The sequence below is a fragment of the Caulobacter sp. P1_B12_2 genome, assembly GCF_056406675.1.
In genome coordinates this window covers 1-5,565 of the sequence record NZ_JBFTZS010000311.1, presented here as the reverse complement: position 1 = coordinate 5,565, position 5,565 = coordinate 1, and the positions used below count along the sequence as shown (strand labels likewise).

The following is a 5,565-nucleotide window of genomic DNA, read 5'->3' as shown; positions in this document are numbered from 1 at the left end:
CCGGGCGCCACCGCTTCCAGCCGCTCCTTCTTGCGGCCGAAACCCGGACGCTTGTCGACCTGGAAGCCGGCGGCGGCCAAGCCGCGCCGCACCGCGCCGGCGACGGTGAAGGTGGCGGCCCGCGCGCCGGGCGCGCTGCGGGCCGCCACGGCGGCCAGGATCTCCTCGCGCCACATAGCGGGGTTCAGGGCGGGGGAGAAGCCGTCGAGGAACCAGGCGTCGGCCGCGCCGTCCCAGGCGGCCAGGGCGGCCTCGACGTCCATCACCGCCAGGTCGAAGGTCGCGTCGAAGCCGGGCAGGTCGATGCGATGAAAGCCGCGCGCCCGGCCCGGCCAATGGTCGAGCAGCACGCTCGCCGCCTCGCCCAGCTCCGGCCAGACCGCCAGGGCCCGGGCGGCCTCGTCGCGGGTGATCGGGTGGGCTTCGATAGAGAAGATGTGGAGGCGCTGGCCCGGAGCCTTCTCGCGCCGCCACAGGTCCAGCAGGGCGGCGATGTTCAGGCCGGTGCCGAAGCCCAGTTCGCCGACGGTGAAGTGCTCGCGCCCGGCCCAGGCGTCGGGCAGGCCGCAGCCGGTCAGGAACACCGCGCGGGTCTCGGCCAGACCGTCGGCGCTGGAGAAGTAGACGTCGCCGTACAGCGCCGACTGGGGCATGCCGTCGTCGCGCCAGATCAGCGGGGAGTCGGGAGAAGGGGCGGCGGGGTCGCTCATGGGCCGCTTATAGGGCTGCGCAGCCCCATAGAAGAAGGGCCGCCCTCGCGGACGGCCCTTCCGATGGTCTTGAGGACGAGGCTCGCCTTAGTGGGCGGGCGCCGGCTCGACCTTCTTTTCGGTGGTGGTCGTGGTGGTGGTCGTGCCGGGCGCCTCGGCGGCGCTCGTGGCGTCGGCGGCGGCCGGAGCAGCAGCGGCGTCGGCGGCGGCCTTGTTGGCGTCGGCGGCGGCGGTCGTGGCGTTCGCGGCCGCGTCCGTGGCGGTGCTGGCCGAGGCGGCGGCTTCCTGGGCCTTCTGGGCCGAGGCGTCGGCCGACGCGTCGGTCTTCGGGCCGCAGGCGGCGAGCGACAGGGCCGAAACGGCCACGCCGGCGATCAGGATCGAGCGGAGAATCTTGGTGGTCATAGGGACTTCCCTTGCGACTGCTTGTCTGGCGACTGCGGTCCAGTTGGGCCGCGTCACGAGGTCACAGAACATCAGTTCGATGGCAGGGGCAAGACAAATGTTCACGGATCCGTGATCGGCCCGTGATCGGCCTGATCAAGGCTCGGCGGGGATCGCTTGCAGGGCCTCTTCCAGCTCCAGGAAGCTGGGCTGCGACTCGCTCGGGACGTTGCCGCGGCCGATCTCGACGCTGATCTGGGCGGCGTTGCCGTGCAGGTGGGCGACCAGGACCGACTGGATGATCTTGTAGAACGCGCCTTCTTCGTCGACCACGGCCGTCAGGCGCGTGGCGAACGGGCCGACCATGCCATAGGCCAGGAACACGCCGAGGAAGGTGCCGACCAGGGCGCCGCCGATCATCGCGCCCAGCACGGCCGGCGGCTCGGTGATCGAGCCCATGGTCTTGATGACGCCCAGCACGGCGGCGACGATGCCCAGGGCGGGCAGGGCGTCGGCCAGGCTTTGCAGGGCGTGGGCCGGAGCCAGGCCCTCGTGATGGTGCTTCTCGAGCTGCTTCTCCATCGCGTCCTCGACCTGGTGGGGATCCTCCAGGTTCATGGTCATCATCCGCAGGGTGTCGCAGATGAAGTCGACGGCGAAGTGGTCCTTCATGATCTTCGGATAGCGCAGGAATATGCCGCTCTCGTGCGGCTTTTCGATGTGGCTTTCCAAGGCGATGACGCCCTTGGACTTCATCGTCTTGGTCAGCAGGAACAGCAGGCTGAGCAGGTCGCGATAGTCCGTGGTCTTCCACTTGGGACCCTTGAAGATCTTGCCGAAGCCGCCGCCGGTGGCCTTGATCACCGTCATCGAGTTCGAGATCAGGAACGAGGCGATGCCCGCGCCCAGAATGCACATCAGTTCGTGCGGGGCGGCCTCGATGATCACGTCCATCTTGCCGCCGGACATGATGAAGCTGCCGAACACGAGGCCGAACAGCAGGATGATGCCGATGATCTGGAACATGACGAAGAGAGCCCCGGGGTAACTTCAGCCGGGATCATCGCCGTTAATGCTTAATCCAAGGTGAGCGGGGTTTTCCGGGCCTGTTGCGCCTTTCGCCGCAGCCGCCTAACAGATGTTTGACACTGCTTCGCGGGACAAGCCGAACGCAYCGGCGCCGACGCGAGGATGGTTCGGGTCGGGAGGGAAGGCATCAGCATGGCGAGCCCGGACGTCTCTCTCGATGACCGCGCCAAGAGCCGCGCCTTCGCCATCCTGTTCGCCGTCCTGCTGTCCAGCGCCGCCGGCAACACCGCCCTGCAGACCGTGCTGCCCGCCATCGGCCGGCAGGTCGGCATTCCCGACGTGCTGATCAGCTCGATCTTCTCGCTGTCGGCCCTGCTGTGGGGCGTGATGTCGCCGGTCTGGGCGCGGATGTCCGACAAGCGTGGCCGCAAGCCGATGGTGGTGCTGGGCATGGCCGGCTTCGCGGTGTCGATGCTGGGCTTCGGCTTCTTCATCCTGATGGGGCTGAAAGGCCTGATGGTGCCGCTGGCGGTGTTCGCCGGGGCGACCCTGTCGCGGGCGATCTTCGGCCTGGTCGGCAGCGCCTCGAACCCCGCGGCCCAGGCCTATGTCGCCGACCGCACCGCGCCGGCCGACCGCACCAACGCCCTGGCCACCATGGCCTCGGCCAGCGGCCTGGGCACGATCCTGGGCCCGGCCGTTGCGCCGTTCCTGGTCTTTCCGCTGCTGACCCTGTCGGGGCCGATGTTCGCGTTCGCGATCATCGCCGGCGTCGTGCTGATCCTGGTGATGCGCGGCCTGCCGGAAAGTCCCGACGAGATCCCCGACCGCGTCGACGCCAGCAAGGACAAGCCGAGAGCCCGGGTGCGCTGGAACGACCGGCGGATCATGCCCTTCATCATCTACGGCTTCCTGCTGGCCAGCGCCCAGACGGTGAACCAGCAGACCCTGGGCTTCATGGTCATCGACAAGCTGCACATCTCGCCGGCCAAGGCCGCCGCCTTCGCGGGCGTGGCGATGATGGCCGGAGCTGTGGCCAGCCTGCTGGCCCAGTGGGGCCTGATCCGCATGCTGCGCCTCGCGCCGCGCCAGTTGCTGTGGCTGGGGGCGGGCTGCGCGGGCCTGGGCAACCTGATCGTCGCCTTTTCGCCCGACTATCACACCCTGGTCGTCGGCTTCGCCCTGTGCAGCCTGGGCTACGGTTTCGCCCGGCCCGGCTTCACGGCCGGCGCCTCGCTGTCGGTGGGCCACGAGGAGCAGGGGGCGGTGGCCGGGGCGATCAGCGCCATCAACGGCGCCTCGGTGATCATCGCCCCGGTGCTGGGCGTGGCGCTGTACAAGTGGGCTCACCCGTCGCCCTACCTGATGAACGTCGCGGTGCTGGCCGGCCTGGTCGCCTACGCCCTGATCGACCCGGTCATGCGCCGGGTCGGCGACGCCTCGGTCCCGCGCGAAGCCCGCGACGAGGCCCAGGTGGTGGACGCCAGCTCGATCGACGCGACGGGGCCGCACTGAGGGGCGGGACGTCTTCCCACATCGCAGCATCGCCTCTTTCTCCGCTCATCCCGGCGTTCGCCGGGATGAGCGGATCAAGAACAGTGGGATGAAAGGGCGCCGCTCCTAAGTCGGCGGCGCGGCCGGCATCTTGAGGCTCAGCGGCACGGCCAGGCCCAGCCAGAACGAGTCGCCTTCCATCCGGTTGGTGGCGTTGAACTCGGTGAAGGCTCGGGCCCGCAGGGTGGCGGGCATGTGGCCGATCTTGAAGTTGTAGGCCGCCGTGGCGCCCACGCCCGTGACCTCGCCCTGGAACGGTCCCAGCTTGGCGCCCAGCCCGCTGTCGGCGCTGACCTGCTTGAAATAGTAGCCCTGCAGGCCCGCCGACCATTTGGGCGAGAAGGTCTTCTCGACCGCCGCCTCCAGGTGCATCTCGGTCCCGGTGTCGTAGTCGGTGTGGCTGTTCTCGCCGTTCCAGGTCAGGCCGGCCTTGCCGCTGACGTCCCAGCCGCTCTTGGGGTCATGCCAGCTGACCGCGAACGAGGAGTCGAACGCCCAGCGGTGGAAGGCGAGGTTGGCCAGCTCGTCCTTGCGATAGTCGCCGATCGGGACGTTGAGCATGGTCGAGAGCTGGTAGTGAACGTCGCCCGTCTTCCAGCCCAGCATGGCGGTGGCGATCGGGTCGCCGATCACGGTGGCCGAATCGCTGACCGATCCGCCGACCTGATTGCCGCGCGGCCCGGTGATCACCGCGTCGACATCGACATCGACATTGCCCACGGGCAGGGCGGCGCCGAAGGCCACGGTCACGCCGTTGAGGTCGGTGGTCGGCACCCACAGGACGGTGGCGAAGTTGGCCAGGATCTTGGCGTCCAGGCCCGCCACCACGTTGCCGCCGACGGTGAACTGCTTACCGCCGCTGGCGCCGCCCTTGTAGTAGTAGGCCTCGTTGTCGAAGAACATGCCCCTCAGGGGCGGCATGATCGCGTTGCCGGGGCCGCCGGAGCCGAGCAGGTAGAGGCTGGCCCCGCCCTCGGACGCCTGGGCCTGATGGGCGCCGAGCGCCAGGGCGGCGACGAGACCGGCGCTCAGCCTCTGAACGATGCGCCGCGCGGCGACGCGGCGGGCGGCTCGAATGTTCGGCTCAAAACCCATGGTCCCAGCACTCCGTGGCGTTATTAGCCGAAGAGTGGTCGGGCTCGATCCGAGCGGCCATAGGGCGGATTGCTGAGTCGTCCTTGCGGCGCGACGGTAATCCCCTTCGGGGAATGGCCTATGGCCGCTAGCTGATGCCTGCCTGAGCCTTCAGGCGGGCGACCATGTCGGACGACAGGTAGCCGTCGGCGGGCAGCCTGCGGTCGGTCTGCCAAGCGCGTAGGGCCTTGCGGGTGCCGGCGCCGATCACCCCGTCGGCCGGGCCCGGGTCGAAGCCCAGGCGGCCCAGCGCGATCTGGGCGGCCATGCGGTCGGCGAGGGCCAGCGGCGTCTCGACCGGCCAGGCCGTGACCAGCGGACCACCGCCGGCGAACCGGTCGGCCAGCAGGCCGATGCCCAGGGCGTAGGACGTCGAATTGTTGTAGGTGCGGATCGCGAAGTGGTTGGGCAGGGCCAGGAAGGCCGGACCGGACCAGCCGGCGGGCAGGATCAGGCCGGCCGGCGAAGCGGCGTCGGCCGGCGTCCACGGCAGCCCGTCGGCGCGGCGCACGCCCTTGGCTTCCCACCACGACGGAATCTCGCGCGGGCCCTCGGCCAGGCCGTAGTCGAAGCCGGCCGGCAGGATCACTTCCTTGGCCCAGCCGACACCGGGCTTCCAGCCGCCCTTCTTGAGCAGGTTGGCGGCCGAGGCCAGGCTGTCGCTGTCGCTGCCCCAGATGTCGCGGCGGCCGTCGCCGTCATTGTCGACGGCGGTGGTCGACAATGACGGCGACGGCCGCCGCGACATCTGGGG

At 69.6% G+C, this 5,565-nt stretch carries 6 protein-coding genes; 1 reads left to right on the top strand and 5 read right to left on the bottom strand.

Translation table 11 applies throughout. The features are described 5' to 3' along the window. From mnmC2 to motA, 3 genes are all read right to left on the bottom strand, one after another. Positions 1-710 (bottom strand): tRNA (5-methylaminomethyl-2-thiouridine)(34)-methyltransferase MnmC2 (mnmC2, locus tag AC1DZ6_RS17650; protein ID WP_477098448.1); only part of this gene is annotated, 710 nt, incomplete at its 3' end. Positions 711-797: 87 nt separating this feature from the next. After that, positions 798-1,115 (bottom strand): hypothetical protein, encoded by a 318-nt coding sequence (locus tag AC1DZ6_RS17645; RefSeq protein ID WP_477098447.1) that lies wholly within the window; start codon positions 1,113-1,115, stop codon positions 798-800. A 135-nt stretch (positions 1,116-1,250) separates the two neighbouring features. After that, positions 1,251-2,120: a flagellar motor stator protein MotA gene (motA, locus tag AC1DZ6_RS17640; RefSeq protein ID WP_477098446.1), complete on the bottom strand. Its 870-nt coding sequence runs from the start codon at positions 2,118-2,120 to the stop codon at positions 1,251-1,253. A gap of 189 nt (positions 2,121-2,309) precedes the next feature. Between motA and AC1DZ6_RS17635 the strand changes: the two genes are divergently transcribed. After that, entirely contained in the window at positions 2,310-3,638 is a 1,329-nt protein-coding gene (locus AC1DZ6_RS17635) for an MFS transporter (RefSeq protein WP_477098449.1), read from the top strand. A 105-nt stretch (positions 3,639-3,743) separates the two neighbouring features. On the opposite strand, the gene AC1DZ6_RS17630 is transcribed toward AC1DZ6_RS17635, so the two are convergent. After that, the gene (locus AC1DZ6_RS17630) at positions 3,744-4,772 is read right to left on the bottom strand and encodes a SphA family protein (RefSeq protein ID WP_477098445.1); all 1,029 of its coding nucleotides are present in this window, start codon (positions 4,770-4,772) and stop codon (positions 3,744-3,746) included. A 127-nt stretch (positions 4,773-4,899) separates the two neighbouring features. Further along, a partial coding sequence (locus AC1DZ6_RS17625; protein WP_477098444.1) for a lytic murein transglycosylase occupies positions 4,900-5,565 on the bottom strand: 666 nt, incomplete at its 5' end.